Source organism: Erwinia sp. OLFS4 (assembly GCF_002752165.1).
GTDB lineage: Bacteria > Pseudomonadota > Gammaproteobacteria > Enterobacterales > Enterobacteriaceae > Izhakiella.
Genome location: NZ_MOMB01000050.1, coordinates 66,388 through 82,967, shown reverse-complemented (window position 1 = coordinate 82,967; position 16,580 = coordinate 66,388). Strand labels below are relative to the sequence as shown.

The window sequence follows — 16,580 nt, the reverse complement described above, 5'->3', positions numbered from 1 at the left end:
GATCTCGACCCGGATAGCGCTTTTTGCTGTGATCAGATTCACTCTTTAAAGAAACGGGTTATACTTCGCCGTCTTTTACTCAAACCAGGGACAACGCTCTTCGCCAGAGGTTGCTGAAACGCACCATGACACGACACGCTTCCCCGATACTCCTGAGCCTGCTGGATACCGACGCTTATAAGCTGCATATGCAGCAAGCGGTCTTTCATCGCTATCCGTCTGTAACGGTCACGGCAGAGTTCCGCTGCCGTGGTGATGATTTGCTCGGCTTTTATGCCGATGAAATTTCAGCCAATATTGCAACGATGCACCAGCTGGCTCTGAGCGATGAGGAGTACAGCTGGCTGGCGTCGCTGCCGTTTTTTCAAGCGGATTATCTTGACTGGCTGCGCAGCTTTCGTTATGACCCGAGCCAGGTCAGGGTGCGTAATCATCAGGGCAAACTGGATATTCGCATCAGCGGCCCCTGGCGGGAAGTTATTTTATGGGAAGTCCCTCTGCTGGCGCTCATCAGTGAAATCGTTCACCGCCATCGTTCACCCGGAGTGTCTGTTACCCAGGCGGTTGAACGCCTGCAGGAAAAGCTTCATGACTTCAGGCAACAAACTAACGGTATGGATATGCGCCGGTTCAAACTGATGGACTTCGGGACCCGGCGACGTTTTTCCCGTGAAGTTCAGTGGGCCATTGTTAATACCCTAAAAGCGGATTTCCCCTGGCTGGTGGGGACCAGTAACTACGATCTGGCCCGTCAGCTCCAGCTAGCGCCGGTTGGCACTCAGGCCCACGAATGGTTTCAGGCCCACCAGCAGATAAGTCCGGTACTGGCCAATAGCCAACGGGCGGCGTTAGCCTCGTGGCTGGCAGAATACCCCGACCAGCTTGGCATCGCCCTGACCGACTGCATTACCATGGACGCTTTTTTGCGTGATTTTGGCCTTGAGTATGCCAGCCAGTATCAGGGGTTGCGCCACGACTCCGGCGATCCCATTGAATGGGGCAAAAAAGCCATTGCCCATTACCGCAGTCTGGGTATCGATCCGCAAAGCAAAACGCTGGTATTTTCTGATAATCTGGATCTCAACAAAGCGCTCGATCTCTATCGCCACTTTGGCCAGCATGCCAACGTTATTTTTGGTATCGGCACCCGTCTGACCTGTGATATTCCAATGGTGAAGCCACTCAATATTGTCATTAAGCTGGTCGAATGCAACGGCAAACCGGTGGCAAAGCTGTCAGACAGTCCGGGTAAAACCATCTGCCATGATAAAGCTTTTGTGCGTGCCCTGCATAAAGCGTTCAATTTACCCCTGGTGAAAAAAGCCAGCTGATTGCCGGCACCCGACCAGGGTGCCAGGCTGTTTTCAACGCCAGCAATAATTCTCCTCATATCAACGTCAAATCTGCTTGTGTCCTGGCAGTCGTCAAGTAACATAGCCATACCCTGGAACAGGGACCTATTTTAAACTGACTGATAGTGAGAAAACTTATGAGCGTAGTGCCTGTAGCGGACGTCCTGCAAGGTCGCGTGGCGGTTAACAGTGAAGTGACCGTTCGCGGCTGGGTACGTACCCGAAGAGATTCAAAAGCCGGTATTTCTTTTGTCGCTGTCTATGACGGTTCCTGCTTTAATCCCATTCAGGCGGTCATAAATCATTCTCTGAGTAATTACCAGGATGAAGTACTGCGCCTGACTACCGGCTGTTCCGTTATTATCAGCGGTACGGTTGTCGAATCTCCTGGCGAAGGACAAAGCTACGAACTGCAGGCAAACCACGTTGAAGTCACCGGCTGGGTTGAAGATCCGGATACCTATCCCATGGCGGCAAAACGGCACAGTATTGAGTATCTGCGTGAAGTGGCGCATTTACGGCCGCGCACCAATCTGATCGGTGCGGTGGCCAGGGTACGTCATACCCTGGCTCAGGCATTGCACCGTTTTTTTGACCAGCAAGGCTATTTCTGGGTATCCACGCCGCTTATTACCGCCTCGGATACCGAAGGCGCCGGTGAAATGTTTCGTGTTTCAACGCTGGACCTGGAAAACCTGCCGCGCACGCCGCAAGGCCGCGTTGATTTCGCCGAAGACTTTTTTGGTAAAGAGTCGTTTTTAACCGTATCCGGCCAGCTGAATGCTGAAACTTACGCCTGCGCGTTGTCGAAAGTTTATACCTTCGGCCCGACATTCCGGGCGGAAAACTCCAATACCAGCCGCCATCTCGCTGAATTCTGGATGCTGGAACCTGAAATTGCCTTTGCCACTCTTGACGATGCCGCCGGGCTGGCGGAAGCCATGCTGAAATACGTGTTCAATGCCGTATTAACAGAGCGTGCTGATGATATGGCGTTTTTCGCTGAACGGGTTGATAAAGACGCCGTGGTACGCCTGCAGCGTTTTGTCACCACCGATTTTGCCCAGGTAGATTACAGCGATGCCGTGGCTATTCTGGAAAACTGTGACGAGAAATTTGAAAATCCGGTGTTCTGGGGGGTGGATCTGGCCTCTGAGCACGAACGTTATCTGGCCGAGAAACATTTTAAAGCGCCGGTGGTGGTAAAAAACTATCCGAAAGACATTAAAGCCTTCTATATGCGCCTTAATGATGACGGTAAAACGGTAGCCGCAATGGACGTACTGGCGCCTGGCATCGGTGAAATTATCGGCGGTTCGCAGCGTGAGGAACGTCTCGACGTTCTCGATGCACGGCTGGCAGAAATGGGACTGAATAAAGAAGATTACTGGTGGTATCGCGATTTGCGTCGTTACGGCACCGTTCCCCACGCCGGCTTTGGATTAGGTTTCGAACGTTTAATTGCCTATGTCACCGGAATACAGAATGTAAGAGATGTTATCCCTTTCCCACGCACCCCTCGTAATGCCAGTTTCTGATTTTCAGCATTAAATATAAGAAATTCATATATATAAAGAGGTCGTCTCAGACGACCTCTTTTTATTTTTGTAAACTTAGATTTGTCTCACAAAGTTCCCAAAAAATTACATTTTGATACACATCCTTTCCTTTCGTTACGATGATACGAGATTTGTAGCATTTTCGCGCTAGATAATCACGACGGTGAATGGAAAGATGCGTTCAGACACAGGAAGACACCAAACTCTCTTCATAGTTCTTTAACCGTTTTGTAAAGAATTTATGCAGGCAGTGGCAAGGTGTCCAGATAACTCCAACGAGGGTAATAACTAATGATGAAGCGCAACATTCTTGCAGTGGTGATCCCAGCACTGTTAGCTGCTGGTGCGGCCAACGCAGCAGAAGTATATAACAAAGACGGCAACAAGCTGGATCTGTATGGTAAAGCAGTTGGTCTTCACTATTTCTCAAAAAATAATGGCCAGAACGCTTACGCGGGCAACGGCGACCAGACTTATGGCCGTCTGGGCTTCAAAGGTCAGACCCAGATTAACGATCAGCTGACCGGTTACGGCCAGTGGGAATACCAGTTCAACTTCAACAACTCAGAAGGCTCTGATGCACAGACCGGTAACAAAACGCGTCTGGGCTTCGCCGGTCTGAAATACGGTGATTATGGCTCAATCGACTACGGTCGTAACTACGCTGTGGTTTACGATGCGCTCGGCTGGACCGATATGCTGCCAGAGTTTGGTGGTGATACCGCTTATACCGATATCGGCGTAAACGGCGGTCGTACCACTGGCGTGTTAACCTACCGTAATACCAACTTCTTCAACCTGGTTAAAGGCTGGGATTTTGCCCTGCAATATCAGGGTAAAAATGAGCGTTCTGACATTCGTCGTGCCAATGGCGACGGCTGGGGCGCATCAACCTCTTATACCTCTGATATCGGTGTAGGTATCGTGGGTGCTTATGGCCAGAACAACCGTACCTCTGCGCAGACAGCAAGCGAATATGGCCGCGGATCTAAAGCCGAACGTTGGGCAACCGCACTGAAATATGACGCGAATAACGTCTATCTGGCAGCCATGTACAGCCAGGGCCGTAATGCCCTCCCGATCACCGTATCAACCACTAACGATCTTGGCCAGACAGTGTCTACTGATGGCTATGCTAAAAAATCACAGACCATTGAACTGGTTGCACAGTATCAGTTCGATTTCGGTCTGCGTCCGTCTCTTGCCTATGTTCAGACCAAAGGCAAAGACATTGAAGGCATCGGTGATGCTGACCTGGTTAAATACTACGAAGTGGGCGCGACTTACTACTTCAACAAAAACATGTCCACCTATGTTGATTACATCATCAACCAGATTGATAAAAACAACAAACTGGGTCTTGGATATGACGATACTGTCGCGGTTGGCCTGGTTTACCAGTTCTAATCCGGCATCGCTGCTGAGCAAGTCTGCAGCCGTAAAAAAACGGGGCCACTGGCCCCGTTTTTTTATTGGTGAAACATAGCATTATATTGTTTTCAGCCTGGCGATCACTTTTTCATTTAAACAGTTGGCATTTATATTCTCCGGCGTTAACCTGAACTGGTTTCTGGAACTGAACTTCGCTACGGATAAACACTCATGTTTGAAAATATTGCTGCTGCACCCGCCGATCCGATTCTCGGTCTTGCCGATCTTTTTCGCGCAGACGATCGCCCGAATAAAATTAACCTGGGAATTGGTGTTTATAAAAATGAAGCAGGCCTGACCCCGGTTCTTACCAGCGTAAAAAAAGCTGAGCAGTATTTGCTGGAAAACGAAACCAGCAAAAACTATTTAAGCATTGATGGTCTGGCGGACTTTGCCCGCTGTACTCAGGCACTGCTGTTTGGCACTGACAATAACATTATTACGCAAAAACGCGCCCGTACGGCCCAGACGCCTGGCGGTACCGGTGCGCTCCGGGTAGCCGCTGACTTTCTGGCGACAAAAACCGCCGTTAAACGCGTCTGGGTCAGTAATCCCAGCTGGCCGAATCATAAGAATGTATTTGAATCTGCCGGCCTGCAGGTTTGCCAGTATCAGTATTATGATGCGTCGCATCACCAGCTCGACTTTGCCGGTATGTTAAACAGCCTGCAGCAGGCTGAAGCCGGCGATGTGGTGCTGTTCCACGGTTGTTGTCACAATCCTACCGGCATTGATCCTAGCGCTGAACAGTGGGCAGAACTGGCAGAAATATCGCAATCTAAAGGCTGGCTGCCGCTGTTTGATTTTGCCTATCAGGGCTTTGCCAACGGCCTTGAAGAAGATGCCGCCGGATTACGCTTATTTGCCGCCCGTCATAATGAGCTGCTGGTCGCCAGTTCTTATTCAAAGAATTTCGGTCTGTATAATGAGCGCGTAGGGGCAATGACCCTGGTTGCCAAAGACAGTGATATTGCCGATACCGCGTTCAGTCAGGTTAAATACACCATTCGGGCTAACTATTCTAACCCGCCTGCCCACGGTGCTGCGGTAGTCGCCACGATTCTCGCTAACCCGGCGCTGCGTGCTATCTGGGAACAGGAACTGACCGACATGCGCCAGCGTATTCAGCGTATGCGTCAGCTTTTTGTTAACACTCTGCAGGAAAAAGGCGCGAAAGGTGATTTCAGCTTTATCATCCGCCAGAACGGGATGTTTTCCTTCAGCGGACTGACGGCCGATCAGGTTCTTCGTCTGCGACAGGAATTTGCTGTTTACGCGGTCAGTTCCGGGCGGGTTAACGTCGCAGGGATGACTCCGGATAATATGGCCGCACTGTGCGAAGCAATTGTCGCCGTGCTCTGAGGCCAGGAAGAATCGGATAAAAAAGGCAATTTATATTGCCTTTTTTACTGACTATTGTAAAAACGGATTACTGATACGCTCCTCACCCAACGTGGAATCAGGGCCGTGTCCCGGCAGAAAACGCACCTCATCACCTAACGGCAGTAATCGGGTCTTAATGGCCTTGATCAGGTCACTATGGCTACCTTGCGGAAAATCGCTCCGGCCAACGCCGCCACGGAAGATAACGTCACCGGAAATTAACAGCCGCTGCTGACGGTGGAAAAACACGATATGACCCGGCGTATGGCCGGGACAATGAAGCACCTCAAGGGTTTCCTCTCCTACCCTGATCTTTTCGCCATCGCTCAGCCAGCGATCCGGCGTCAGCGGTGCGCACCAGTCAAAACCAAACATCTGACTCTGGTCCGGCAGTGCCTGTAACCAGAAATTGTCCCTGATATCCGGCCCCAGCACCGGCACCTGATAGTCCCCGGCAAGGCTGGCAGCCGCACCAACGTGGTCAAGATGACCATGGGTTAACAAAATCTGTTTTACCACCACGCCCCGATCCCGGACGATTTCCTCAATCATCTCCGCATTGCCGCCCGGATCAACAATCGCAGCTTCTTTTGTCTGCGGACACCAGATCAGACAGCAGTTCTGAGCGAAAGCGGTAACAGGGATAATCTGAAACTCCATAATACTCCCGGTATTGATCATTGCCTGGCGTTCGCGCCATCGCGCCGCAGGCAGTCTGTACAAGAGTACTATCCTAACATCGTCAGAGGTGAATACCAGTGGCGCAGCATAGGAGAAGACAGGGGGAAAGAAACAACGGAAAAACGCCGCCACCGTCAGAAGGTGGCAGCAGCGTCAACAATACATTATGACCAGTGTCGCACTGGTCCGGTGTCGATATGGACAAAATTGCTGCGTGGATAATAGCCAACGCCGCCCATTTTTAAGGCCATCGCAGCCTTACGAACGTGATTTAACGCTACGCCCTCAATGTGGAAATCCATGGCCTGACCTTTAGTATGGTAGCTATGCCTGGCCACACCTTCACTGCTGCCACGCAGCATATTGTTGGTCGCCAGCGTGCGATAGCCGGAAATCAACTGCACTGGCTTGCGCGTGCCAAGCATCACCTGCAGACGATACAGATGGTCGAACAAGGCAGGATCAATAGACTTAATTTTACCGGCCCGGTAATCGCGGAAGAAATGGTTTAGCCTGGTCAGCTCATCTTTGTTATAACTCTTGCCATTGAAAAACTCCGCTTTCAGCGTTTCGCCGGTATGCAGGTTATTCAGAGTGAGAATACGAGGACGAGCGGTGGAAAGCGAAGCAAAAGCCTGAGCTGGCAGCAATGAGCAGCCGAGGACAGCCCCTCCCATCACCAGCAGTTTGCGACGGTGCGGATCAAAATTAGCCATGAATCATCATTACCCGACAAAAATATTTAACGGTGCCTCAGGGGCAACAGCGGGCACCTTACCTGTATAAAATTTCGCCGTCAACCCGGCAAACTGTGAGCTACGCCGGTTTTTATATAAATAATTCTTAATAATTAGCGATGACAGCGAACGACATCTATTGTTACTCCTTGATTTACCAGGCATTACATCAGCAATTTTTCAGCCTGGCTGAGAACCTGTATGCCAGAGTGCACAGTAAGATCATAATTGTAAATATCTGTACGAAACTGTGGTTTACCATCATCAGCCACCCAGGCGGTCAGATAATAAAGATTAACCGGCACACGGCGACGCACCGGCACATAGCGGGTATCCCCACCTTTCAGGGTGCTGGAAATACGTGCATCGTTCCAGCCTGCATCCTGCAGCAGCAGGTTGGCCAGTTCAGACGCCTTATTCACCCGCACGCAGCCGGAACTCAGGGCGCGGATATCTTTCTGAAAAAGATTATGGTTCGGCGTATCGTGCAAATAAATGGCATCCGAGCTTGGCATATTAAATTTATAACGGCCCAGTGAATTGGTCGCCCCGGGCGCCTGACGAATACGGTAGGGAAAATTCGCCGCCGAAACCATACGCCAGTCAATCATGGTCGGATCAATCACCTGAGCATCCCGGCTCCAGCCTGACAGCAACTGATAATTATGTTTCCACAGATAGCCCGGATCGCTTTTTACTTTTGGCACGATATCTTCACGCACCAGCGTGGTCGGAACATTCCACGGCGGATTCAGCACCACATTATTCAGCGCACTGCGCATCAGCGGTGTTTTACGATCCGGCCGGCCAACAATCACCCGCGATGCCAGAATCTGACTACCGTTGTCGTAATAAATCAGTGAGTAATTAGCAATGTTGACCATAATGCCATTATGCATATCATCCGGCAGCAGCCGTAGACGCTGAATATTCAGCGCCAGTAGCGCCGCGCGCATTTGCGGGGTAACGTTCAGCCATTCACGCGTGCGTGCGCCGATCGCCCCATCGCTTTCCAGCCCCTGCCAGCGCTGAAAATTTTTAACGGCTTCCACTAACTCTCTGGAATAGATAGCGGACGTGGCAGCAGCATTCACGCCGCTTTGTACCTGTCCCAGCGGCTGAGGTGGCTGGCTGCTGGCTGACTCCACCGGTGCGGCGGAGGGACTGACCGCTACCGTTTCATGCTCGCTAACAGGTCGCGGCGCGGTGGCGACGGCATCATCTACCGGTTTTGGCGCCAGGGTTTTCTCAGACAGCATGCCGAGACGCTGCAGAATATCCCGTAAGGCGGGTACGTCCCGGCTGATTTGTCCAGGACGCAGCGTGGCTTTAGCGTTGAGCTGTGGCCAGGGTGCGTTATCCGCCAGCAGTGCTTTCAGCGCTTCATGCATTGGCTGATATTGCGGATGCTGTGGAACCAGAGTGGCGACAAAATGCGCCAGATTGCCCTCAGCCACCGCACGCTGCCACTGATTGATCACCGCAACCGGTGGCAGTGCCATTTTATAAGGCAGCGTATTGTACAGCCACTGCTCGCCTTTTAACGGAACTTCGCTGGTAAATTGCAGATAACCCAGCATGGCATCAGATAATAAAATATCGCGCGCCATACCGCTAATCGCCGGATCGGTCAGCTGCCTGACCCAACGGGTAAACTGCGGCTGAACCCCGGAAATAGCCACCTCAGCCAGCTGCTGCTGGAACTGCTGTACCGCCGCGCGGTCCTGCCACATCGGTTGCATATGATGAGTGTGATAAAGCGTGGCCAGAGTGGTGAGAAAATAGGGGCTGACGCCGGCAGGCAACGCTGCCTGCAGCCGATCCATCGCCGAAGCCACCTCACCGGAAACCTCAGCAGATGGCGGCACGTCAACCGCATAAGCCGGTAAAAACGTGGTCAGGCCGAGGATAATGTAACTACCCGCAGCCACTTTTTTCAGTGAAAACTTCCGCGCCAGTGACATTCCTTGCCCCCTGTTTAATGTAAGACTGTCGGCAACAGCTCCTTCGCCGGCAATCGTTAATCATTGTTATAAGTATACAAACAGTAAACGGCAATTGCCTCCGCAGCAAATGCCGTTTGCAAAGAAATATGCCCTGACAGGGCGCCGGTTTATTCGCCCCCTGCCTGGCGGACGCCTTCCGTTACATGATTGGCCGCCTTGTCCGGCTCGGCGGAGAAGCCGCGCAGACCAACAACATGCACATGTTCACTGTTATTAATCACCTTACGTACCAGCTTGTAGGTGGTGCCTTTTTCAGGGCTGATATTCTCCGGTGCAGCAATGATCAGCTGCATATCCAGCCGGGCGCAAAGTTCAAACAACGTATTGATTGAACGGCCATCAAGGCGGGCAGCTTCATCAAGGAACAGCAGGCGACACGGCAGGATATCTTTTCCACGCAGTCGACGAGACTCCTCTTCCCAGCTTTGCACCACCATCACCAGAATTGACATTCCGGTACCGATCGCCTCACCGGTGGACAGCGCACCACTCTCCGCCCGTAACCAGCCGTCGGATCCACGATTAACTTCAACTTCCATTTCCAGATAGTTACGGTAATCCAGTAGCTCTTCACCAATGGTCTGCGGCGTGCGCTGACCAATATCAATCTGTGGGTTAAGACGCTGGTACAGTTTAGCCAGCGCTTCAGAGAACGTAAGGCGCTGACTGCTAAACAGATCCTGATGCTGCTCGTGCTGCTCTGATAATACATCCAGCAGCATGGCATGGCTTTCCCGCACGTTCACGTTGAGCCGCACGCTGTTAACCTGGCCAAAGCTGACGCTTTGCAACCCCTGATTGAGCTGGCGTATACGCGCCTGTTCGCGCTGAATAGTCTTGCGTATAATATTGGCCACGCTGCGGGCACTGATGGCCAGCGTCTGCTCACGGGCGGTAAGCTCTTCTGTTAACCGGTTGAGTTCAATTTCCATCTGTTCGATGGCTTCCACCGGATCGTCAGTACGAATAATATCCTGACGGATACGTTCACGCAGATGCTGATAAACCGAGATAAAAAACTCGATTTTCCGTTCCGGCCGTTTAGGATCTTCAGAAAGACGCAGTACATCGCGCAGATGTTCGTTATCTGCCACTGCCAGCCGCAATGCGCCTAGCGCCTTATCCGACATGGAACGCAGTTCATCAGCACTCAGATAAGCCAGCTCGCGTTTGTGCAGCCGACGCTCAACGCCATTCTCTTTAACCAGTCGCATGACCGCGCACCAGCCAGCTTTAGCACTGACCACCTGCTCGCGCGCCGTAAGATATTCACGTTCCACACGTCTGAGTTTCTTCTGCAGTGCGTCCATTTCTGCTTCACAGAATGTCAGCTGTTTTTCCAGCTGATTGCGGCTAGCACGGTTATTACTTAGCGCACTGTAGAGCTCATCGCGCCGCAGGCGGGCACGTTCTTCAGCACTGGCATCAGCATGTACGCCAATATCGCGCATCTCCTGTTGCAGCTCTTTTAGCATCTCCTGCCGGGCATCCCAGGCACTCTTCAGCGATGCCTGCAGCTGCGAATGCTGCGCCAGCTGCTGCTGTTGCTCACGCAGCGCCTCGCGGGCGCGGGTGCGTTCGCTTTCCGCCTGCTCCAGACGACGGCGCAGCTGTTCATTCAGTCCCTGGCTGCCGTCAGACATAGCAACAGCATCCTGATAACTAAAGTGCGCGCGGCGCTGCACCACTTCGGTTATGGCAAAGGCCTGCTGCCTTGCATCACGCTGGTTGTCCAGTGCCTGCTGATAATCCTGTTGCAGCTGGTCATGCTGCTGCGGGTCGTTTTGTAGTACCGCCACCATCGGTTCCAGCTTCGCCAGGCTGGCGCCATGCAGCTGAAGATAACGCGCCGCTTCCTGCGACTCATCCAGCTGAGCAAGAATTTCATCATAGCGATCGCGTAGCGTTTCATCGCGCAGCAGGCCAAGGCGCGGCACAATACGATTTAGCCAGCTGATGGCTTCTTTTGCCTGTTCAAACTGCTGACGCTGCTGCTGATTTTCGTTTTCATGCTGGTTGAGTGCGCGTTCCAGCTCGTTGCGCCGTCCGCTAAGCTGACGGATCTGCGCTTCCGGGTCCTGCTCAAAAGCAACGCCAATATGGCTACCAATGAAACGGCTGAACGACTGATGCAAACGCTGGGTTTTCTGCACGTCAAACGAAAGGGTGGCAAAACGCTCATTCAGGGTATCGCGTTCGGCGCGCAACAGTTCCAGCTGATTTTCCCGCGCGGCGCGGCCAAACAGCGGAATTTTCGGAAAGCGTGAGTAGCGCCACTGGCGTTCAGCGACTTTCACCACCACCGCGCCGTCCAGTTCATCAACACTGAATACGCTGTCATCAAAAGATTGCGGGTCCCCTTCAATCAGGTAGAGGTCTTCCGGACAATCTTCCAGACTATCAAGCTGATCACGGATTAATGACAAGTCCGCTACCACGATAGCATGACGAGACGGACCATAAAGCGCCGAGAAATAAGGCGCATCCTCAATGGTCACATCATCATATATTTCCGACAGCAGCACCCCACCAAAACGCTCTGCCAGCGCGTTAAGCCTGCCGTCTTCCGCGCCACCAGGCTGGCTTAAACGTTCAATTTGCTGCTCAATATCACGCCGGCGGGCTGACACCTCATCACGTTCAACGGTCAGCGTCCGCTCCCGCTCCAGCAGCTGCTGCATAAAGCCGGTGACCTGCTGGCTGCTGGTCAACGACTCGCCACTCTGCTCGCTGAGTTGCTCCAGCAGCTCCTGTGCCGCCAGCCACTGCGGCGCCCGGCCGCTGAGTTGTTCAATTTGTCCCCGCAGCTGTTCCAGCTGCTGGCGCAGTGATAGCCGCCGCTCACCGGCATCCGCCACGCTCTCACTGAGCTGGCCGATTAATGCCTCCTGTTCACGCTGCAGCCCTTCCAGCTGTTCAACGTCATATTGCTGACCCTGACGTTTACAAAAATCGTTAAACAGACGCTCAGCATCCTGCTGTTCGCGCAGCCGCTGTTCCAGTTCGGCCGCACGGGCGCGCAGGCCAGTAAGTTGTTCACTGTGATGGCGCAGGTTTGCCGCATCACGCAACAAGTCACGTCCGATTTGCCACGCTTCGCTGCGATCGACCGGGCCGGCAATTTTACTGACCAGCTCGAACGCCTGTTCAAACTGACCGTGGGCAGCGTCGGCGACGCTTAACTTCTGCTCCAGCATCAGCAGTTTGCTGGTCGCATCACGTTCACGTTGCTGAAAACTCTCCTGCCACTCAAGGGCATTGTCTGCCGTCAGGTCGGGCAGCTGACACAGAGCGCGGGCGCGTTCCAGTGCCTGCAAGGCCTGCTGATACTGAATCGCCCGCGTTTGCTGAACATCCAGCGCCTGCTGATAATCGGCCAGCTGACTTTTCAGCTCATCAACTTCGTGCTCTGCGGCTTCAGCCCGCTCTTCGTTTTCCTGATGTTGCTCACGCGCTTCAGTGACAATTCCGGTTTGCTCTTCCAGACGCGCGCCAAGATCTTCTATATCCGCTTCGTAGCGGGTAATTTTTTCCTGCTGACGTACCGCGGTCTGTACCAGATTCAGATGGTCACTGGCAGCCTGATACTCCCCTTCAAGATCGCCTTCGGAGGCAGCATGTTCAGCCAGTTCACGCGCCATTTCGACGTGACGGGTCTGCTCAGTGTCAAGTTGACGTCGGCTGGCGGTCAGTTCCTGGCGCAGCTGCAAGGCAGCGTCAAGATGCTGACGACGTTCGTTAGCATGACGCATGTAATCAGCCGCAACATAGCTGGTGGCTTCAGAAATTAAATGTTTAAACAAATCGCGATCGGATTGGGTAACGCGAATGGCTTCCAGCGTCATACGGTTTTCACGCAGCGCGGCTTCCATGTCCTGGAACGCTTTACGCACACCGCTATTTTCCGGCAGCAGGTAGTCACGCAGCGAACGGGTAATCGCACTGGAAATGCCCCCGTACAGCGAGGCTTCAATCAGACGATAATATTTACTGCGATCGGCGGCGGTACGCATGCGCCGCGCCACCACGCCAATATCAAACATCAGCGCATGATAATCAGTAATCGAATTGTACTGGCGAAACTGCACGCTCTCGCTACTTTCGAACTTATCTTTCAGCTCGCTCAACGGCAATACCCGTGCCTGGCGGGCACTGACGGTTTCGGTCAGCAATTCGGTAGGATGAATACTGGCCGGCAATCCCTGAATGCTAAAAGGCCGGATGTCGACTTTACGATCGCGCCCCGCCACCTGCTGCAGGCGCACGCCCACCAGCACCCGCTGCCCTTGTGAATTCATCACATCAAGAGCCGCATAACAAACTCCTGGGCGCAGCTTACCGTGCAGTCCCTTATCACGCGAACCTGAGGTGGCGCCGGCTTCGGTGGTGTTACGAAAATGCAGTAATGTCAGATCGGGGATCAGTGCGGTAATAAAAGCTGCCATGGTGGTAGATTTACCGGCGCCGTTACCGCCGGACAGCGTGGTGACCAGCTCGTCAAGATCGAAGGTCCGGGCAAAAAAACCGTTCCAGTTGATCAGCGTCAGAGAGAGAAATTTTCCGCGTTCAATCATTCCTGTTCCTCCTCTGCGTTATCCTGGGATGCCCCATGCGCATCGTCATCTTCATCATTTAGCGTCAGACCATTTTCCAGCGACATCGCTTCACCATCGCGGATCATCCGCAGCTGCGCTTCACGCGGATCATCACCGCTGCGCACATCGGCACCGAAACGAAACACCGCTTCGCTGATTCGAAATTTACTGTTGTCATTGCCGGTAAACCAGACCATGCCAAGACGACGCAGGCGATTCAGCGACGCCCGCATTTTTTCCTGTAATTTCTGGCGATCGAGATCGGAGCCGGTTGAACGCTGATTTACCAGTTTAAGCAGTTTGTTTTCATCGGCGAGGTTCAGCAGTTCTTCATACAGTTCCTGCTGGGTAAAAATGCCTTCATTTGCCAGCCGTTCGGGACTGAGATAAAGATAACAGAGGATTTTGCCAACCATCATGTCCAGTTCGGAAAGCACCGAGCGGGCAATCAGCGTGGTGGAGCGGGGCCGTAAATAGAAAAAGCCTTCCGGCGCACGTATCAGCTCAACGTTATAGCGCGCGTAAAACTCTTCGAGATATTCCTGATAATCCATCAGAAATGCATGATTATCTAACTCTTCAATGCCGATATGACGGCCGGAACGCAGCTGACTGTCTAACGCCGGAAAAATCGAATTTGCCAGTGCCTCGGCCAGCTTAACCGGCATCACTTGTTCAATATTTGTCGATGACATGCGCCTGCACCTTGGCTCCGTAATCATTAATAGACTGCCACTCGGCGGGCAACCCGGAAAAATCAGCTTCAGCAACCCCTAATCGTACGGCCTGATCAACAACGATTCGCGCAAGATCAAAATGACGTGCGCGTGGATACTGCGCAAGGTAGTCACGCATGACCGCACCGAGATTAAGCGGCTTCTGTTGCTGTTTATAAATGTATAATGCCTCTTCAATCATGGCTGCCAGCTGCTCGCGGATGGCGTTAAATTCTTCGTATTCCAGTTCAGAGGGTAACTCACCCATCACCTCTTCGTTGCGCAGCGTCAGTTCTTCGTCACGCACGTCATACAAGCGCCCGGCGTTGGCATATGTCAGCGCCCAGGGCGCGTCAAAATAGCCCTGTAACGACTGGCGCAACCGCTGTGCAAATACGCGGTTTTTATCCATATCAATCGCGGTACGAATGAATTTATGTACATGGCGGTCATAACCAATCCATAAATCAATCGCCTGCTGACCCCAGCTGATAATGCGATCCAGTTTGCTTTGCAAATCAAACACCAGCCGATCGATAAACGCTAAGTCGGGACTGTGGGTAATCGCATCCTGAATGCGCAGCAGATTGGCCTGGAGCTTATCACCAGCGGCTTCCAGGGTATCCTGCAATTCACGTAACGTACCTGAGGTTTCAGCCAGCAGATGCTCACAGCTGGAAATCGCCGCCTGCCAGTCCTGATTCAGCAGTCCGGCAATATCATCCTTGACCGCTTGCTGCTGCTCATCCATCACCCGCTGCGTCAGATCGATGCTGTCAAAAATCTCAGCCACTGAATATTTCAGCGGAGCAAAAACATGACGGTGCCAGTGAAACTCGTCGCCGTCTTCATCCGCCGCATCCGCTGCGCGTTTTAGCTCACCGGCCACAATCGATAGCTGCATGGAAAGCCGCAGCGTGGAAAACTCACGCTGTCTGATATAATAGTCGGTAATACCAATAGCCAGCGGCGTCAGACGATAAATTGCGTTCCCTTCGTTAATTTCGCTGGTAAAGCGGTTTAGCAGACGCTGACGCACCATATCATTGATGGCGTTATTGGCACGGGTTTGTACCGTCTCACTGGTTTGCTCAAATCCTTCGCTGACATGGCGAAAAGCATCCACCAGCTCCCCTTCCCCCATTTCGCTATCCAGCCGTTCACCGTTCAGGGCCGCAATGGCCAGCAGAAAGGTCAGGCGTTCGTTAGGCAAAGAGACGGAAAAATCATTCTTTCGCGCCCAGGCAACCAGCTCCGGGACGGTCCGGGAAAAATCACTCATAGTTCGTCCTTCTGCACAGGCTTACGCGCGACGACGTGTATATAACGGCCCAGGCTTAAAAAAGGCTCCTGACGGCAATAGTGTGATTCCAGCGCCAGCAGCTCATCAAATCGTTCAGTCTGCAGATGTTTGTCCCGCATATAATCATGAAAAACACGAATGCCGGTTTTTTCACCCAGCGTGAAACCGCACTCTGCCAGCCAGCGATAAACATCTTCTGGCTCACGTGGATAATCCGGTGAAAGACTGCGCTTTTTCCGCTTCGGCATATTTGCCTGCAGATAGGCAAAGTTTCCTAAAACCAGATTACGCATCCTCAGACCGTTGATGTTATAAAACATCAGAGACAAGACGCCACCCGGCTTCAGGCAGTGAAATAATGATTTCAGCACCGCCTGCGGTTCGGCAACCCATTCAAGTACTGCGTGAAACAATACCAGATCCACCGGCGTATCCAAATGCTGCGCGACGTTCTGAACAGCAATTTGTTTAAATTGCATGTTGTCGCTCACACCTTGCTGCACTGCCAGCTGTCTGGCACGGGCAATCATCTGCTCAGAAAGATCGCACAACATCACGTTATGGCCACGCTGCGCCATGGCGCAGCCAGTCTGGCCTTCTCCTCCGCCGGCATCCAGAACCCGTAACGGTGCGGCTGGTAACGTTGACAACAGGCGTTCCAGCGCCTGCCAGAGGATCGCCTGGCGAACCCGACCTTTCGTTGTACCGTAGATATTTTGCGAAAATTTCTCGGCGATGTCGTCAAAATTGCGATCCTGCATGGCTGCACTCCAGGCGTGATTTACCGCCTCATTTTGTCATACACTGGCGAAGAATG

The 16,580-nt window shown here is 52.6% G+C and carries 11 protein-coding genes; 4 read left to right on the top strand and 7 right to left on the bottom strand.

Annotated elements, in window-relative coordinates; genetic code table 11:
- The first annotated feature begins 125 nt into the window (after positions 1 to 125).
- The 4 genes from pncB to BL249_RS11445 all read left to right on the top strand — a co-directional run bounded on the left by pncB (position 126) and on the right by BL249_RS11445 (position 5,704).
- Positions 126 to 1,331 carry a nicotinate phosphoribosyltransferase gene (pncB, locus tag BL249_RS11460; RefSeq protein ID WP_199073466.1) on the top strand — a complete coding sequence of 402 codons (1,206 nt, stop codon included), beginning with the start codon at positions 126 to 128 and terminating at the stop codon, positions 1,329 to 1,331.
- Between the two features lie 158 nt (positions 1,332 to 1,489).
- Complete coding sequence (gene asnS / locus BL249_RS11455; protein ID WP_099705266.1) at positions 1,490 to 2,890, top strand: asparagine--tRNA ligase; 1,401 nt, start codon at positions 1,490 to 1,492, stop codon at positions 2,888 to 2,890.
- Between the two features lie 312 nt (positions 2,891 to 3,202).
- Positions 3,203 to 4,318, top strand: a complete 1,116-nt coding sequence (gene ompF / locus BL249_RS11450; protein WP_099705265.1) for a porin OmpF — start codon at positions 3,203 to 3,205, stop codon at positions 4,316 to 4,318.
- Between the two features lie 195 nt (positions 4,319 to 4,513).
- A complete protein-coding gene (locus BL249_RS11445; protein WP_099705264.1) occupies positions 4,514 to 5,704 on the top strand; it encodes an amino acid aminotransferase in 1,191 nt (396 codons plus the stop codon).
- Positions 5,705 to 5,755: 51 nt separating this feature from the next.
- On the opposite strand, the gene BL249_RS11440 is transcribed toward BL249_RS11445, so the two are convergent.
- From BL249_RS11440 to cmoM, 7 genes are all read right to left on the bottom strand, one after another.
- Complete coding sequence (locus tag BL249_RS11440) at positions 5,756 to 6,385, bottom strand: MBL fold metallo-hydrolase (RefSeq protein WP_099705312.1); 630 nt, start codon at positions 6,383 to 6,385, stop codon at positions 5,756 to 5,758.
- 185 nt (positions 6,386 to 6,570) lie between these two features.
- Positions 6,571 to 7,122, bottom strand: a complete 552-nt coding sequence (locus tag BL249_RS11435; protein ID WP_099705263.1) for a YcbK family protein — start codon at positions 7,120 to 7,122, stop codon at positions 6,571 to 6,573.
- 185 nt (positions 7,123 to 7,307) lie between these two features.
- On the bottom strand, positions 7,308 to 8,969 hold the full coding sequence (gene ldtD / locus BL249_RS11430) for a L,D-transpeptidase (protein WP_446717712.1): 1,662 nt from the start codon (positions 8,967 to 8,969) through the stop codon (positions 7,308 to 7,310).
- A gap of 287 nt (positions 8,970 to 9,256) precedes the next feature.
- Positions 9,257 to 13,723, bottom strand: a complete 4,467-nt coding sequence (gene mukB / locus BL249_RS11425) for a chromosome partition protein MukB (RefSeq protein WP_099705261.1) — start codon at positions 13,721 to 13,723, stop codon at positions 9,257 to 9,259.
- Positions 13,720 to 14,439, bottom strand: coding sequence for a chromosome partition protein MukE (mukE, locus tag BL249_RS11420; protein ID WP_099705260.1), 720 nt, complete (start codon positions 14,437 to 14,439; stop codon positions 13,720 to 13,722). Before mukE ends, mukB begins: the two co-directional genes overlap by 4 nt.
- Complete coding sequence (mukF, locus tag BL249_RS11415; protein WP_099705259.1) at positions 14,420 to 15,742, bottom strand: chromosome partition protein MukF; 1,323 nt, start codon at positions 15,740 to 15,742, stop codon at positions 14,420 to 14,422. The genes mukE and mukF overlap by 20 nt, the downstream gene beginning before the upstream one ends.
- Positions 15,739 to 16,524 carry a tRNA uridine 5-oxyacetic acid(34) methyltransferase CmoM gene (cmoM, locus tag BL249_RS11410; RefSeq protein WP_099705258.1) on the bottom strand — a complete coding sequence of 262 codons (786 nt, stop codon included), beginning with the start codon at positions 16,522 to 16,524 and terminating at the stop codon, positions 15,739 to 15,741. Before cmoM ends, mukF begins: the two co-directional genes overlap by 4 nt.
- Between the last annotated feature and the right edge of the window lie 56 nt (positions 16,525 to 16,580).

What these genes read in the sequence shown, in the direction of transcription:
- pncB (WP_199073466.1), top strand. Translation starts at nt 126, where the DNA reads ATGACACGACACGCTTCCCCGATACTCCTGAGCCTGCTGGATACCGAC.
- asnS (WP_099705266.1), top strand. Translation starts at nt 1,490, where the DNA reads ATGAGCGTAGTGCCTGTAGCGGACGTCCTGCAAGGTCGCGTGGCGGTT.
- ompF (WP_099705265.1), top strand. Translation starts at nt 3,203, where the DNA reads ATGATGAAGCGCAACATTCTTGCAGTGGTGATCCCAGCACTGTTAGCT.
- BL249_RS11445 (WP_099705264.1), top strand. Translation starts at nt 4,514, where the DNA reads ATGTTTGAAAATATTGCTGCTGCACCCGCCGATCCGATTCTCGGTCTT.
- BL249_RS11440 (WP_099705312.1), bottom strand. Translation starts at nt 6,385, where the DNA reads ATGGAGTTTCAGATTATCCCTGTTACCGCTTTCGCTCAGAACTGCTGT.
- BL249_RS11435 (WP_099705263.1), bottom strand. Translation starts at nt 7,122, where the DNA reads ATGGCTAATTTTGATCCGCACCGTCGCAAACTGCTGGTGATGGGAGGG.
- ldtD (WP_446717712.1), bottom strand. Translation starts at nt 8,969, where the DNA reads ATGGATCGGCTGCAGGCAGCGTTGCCTGCCGGCGTCAGCCCCTATTTT.
- mukB (WP_099705261.1), bottom strand. Translation starts at nt 13,723, where the DNA reads ATGATTGAACGCGGAAAATTTCTCTCTCTGACGCTGATCAACTGGAAC.
- mukE (WP_099705260.1), bottom strand. Translation starts at nt 14,439, where the DNA reads ATGTCATCGACAAATATTGAACAAGTGATGCCGGTTAAGCTGGCCGAG.
- mukF (WP_099705259.1), bottom strand. Translation starts at nt 15,742, where the DNA reads ATGAGTGATTTTTCCCGGACCGTCCCGGAGCTGGTTGCCTGGGCGCGA.
- cmoM (WP_099705258.1), bottom strand. Translation starts at nt 16,524, where the DNA reads ATGCAGGATCGCAATTTTGACGACATCGCCGAGAAATTTTCGCAAAAT.